Annotated in this window: 1 protein-coding gene; it reads left to right on the forward strand. The window is 62.7% G+C overall.

Annotated elements, in window-relative coordinates:
* Nucleotides 1-120: 120 nt before the first annotated feature.
* Nucleotides 121-1393, forward strand: a 1273-nt coding sequence (istA, locus tag KIH45_RS19005) for an IS21 family transposase (RefSeq protein WP_213177514.1), incomplete at its 3' end; no start/stop codon positions are given.

The raw sequence follows: 1393 nt of genomic DNA on the forward strand, positions 1-1393 counted from the left end.
TGAGAACGGCGGAGCAATATTCGACCACGGTAGCGGCGGGATAGTCCTGCTGCGGGCGGCGTAAAAGTCGTCCACCTTGAAGCCTTTCTGCCGAGTCAGGGAGGTGTGGGGATCTACAGCGTGGAACTTTATCTTCAGGTCCGTCTGGCTTGCGCGGATGGCATGAGCCAACGGGCGGCGGCGAAGCGTTTCAATGTGTCGCGCGAAACGGTACGCAAGATGCTGTCGTTTTCATCGCCGCCGGGTTACCGGCGCCAGTCCGTACCGCAGCGCCCGAAGCTGGACGGGTTTGTGGCGATCATTGATGGATGGCTTGAGGGTGACCGCAGTGTCCCGCGCAAGCAACGCCATACGGCGAAGCGGGTATTCGACCGTTTGCGCACCGAGCATGGTTTCACCGGCGGCTATACGATCATCAAGGATTACATCCGGGAGCGCGAACAGCGCAGCCGGGAGATGTTCGTGCCGCTGGCGCACCCTGCGGGAGATGCGCAGGCCGATTTCGGGGAAGCGCTGGTGGAGATCGGCGGGGTGGAGCAGAAGGCCTACTTCTTCGCGCTCGATCTGCCGCACAGTGATGCCTGCTATGTGCGGGCCTATCCGGCGGCGGTGGCGGAGGCCTGGGTGGACGGACACGTGCATGCCTTCGCGTTTTTCGGCGCGGTACCGCGCTCGATCGTCTATGACAACGATCGCTGCCTTGTGACGAAGATCCTGCCCGACGGCACGCGGCAGCGTGCCACGCTGTTCAGCGCTTTCCTGTCACATTACGTGATCCGCGACCGCTATGCTCGCCCGGGCAAGGGGAACGAGAAAGGCAATGTGGAGGGGCTGGTAGGCTATTGCCGGCGCAACTTCATGGTGCCGATCCCGAAGTTCCCGACCTGGGAGGCGTTCAACCTGTGGCTGGAGGAGCAATGCCGCAAGCGCCAGCAGGACAAGGTGCGCGGGCAGAGCGAGACGATCGGTGAGCGGCTGCAGCGCGATCTCGCGGCCATGCAGCCTCTGCCCGCTACACCCTTCGAGGCCTGCGATCAGAAAGGCGGGAGGGTCTCCTCGCAATCCCTGGTGCGCTACAGGACCAACGATTATTCGGTTCCGGTGGCCTGGGGCCATCAGGAGGTCTGGATCAGGGCCTATGTCGATGAGGTGGTGATCGGCTGCCGCAGCGAAGTCATCGCCCGTCATCCTCGTTGCTATGCCCGCGAGGAGGTTGTCTTCGACCCGCTCCATTATCTCCCGCTGATCGAGCAGAAGATCAACGCATTCGACCAGGCTGCGCCTTTGCAGGGCTGGGACCTGCCCGAAGCGTTCACGACACTGCAGCGGTTGATGGAAGGGCGCATGCACAAACATGGCAGGCGCGAATATGTGCAGGTACTGCGCCTGCTGG

The organism is Croceicoccus gelatinilyticus (assembly GCF_018398395.1).
Lineage (GTDB): Bacteria > Pseudomonadota > Alphaproteobacteria > Sphingomonadales > Sphingomonadaceae > Croceicoccus > Croceicoccus gelatinilyticus.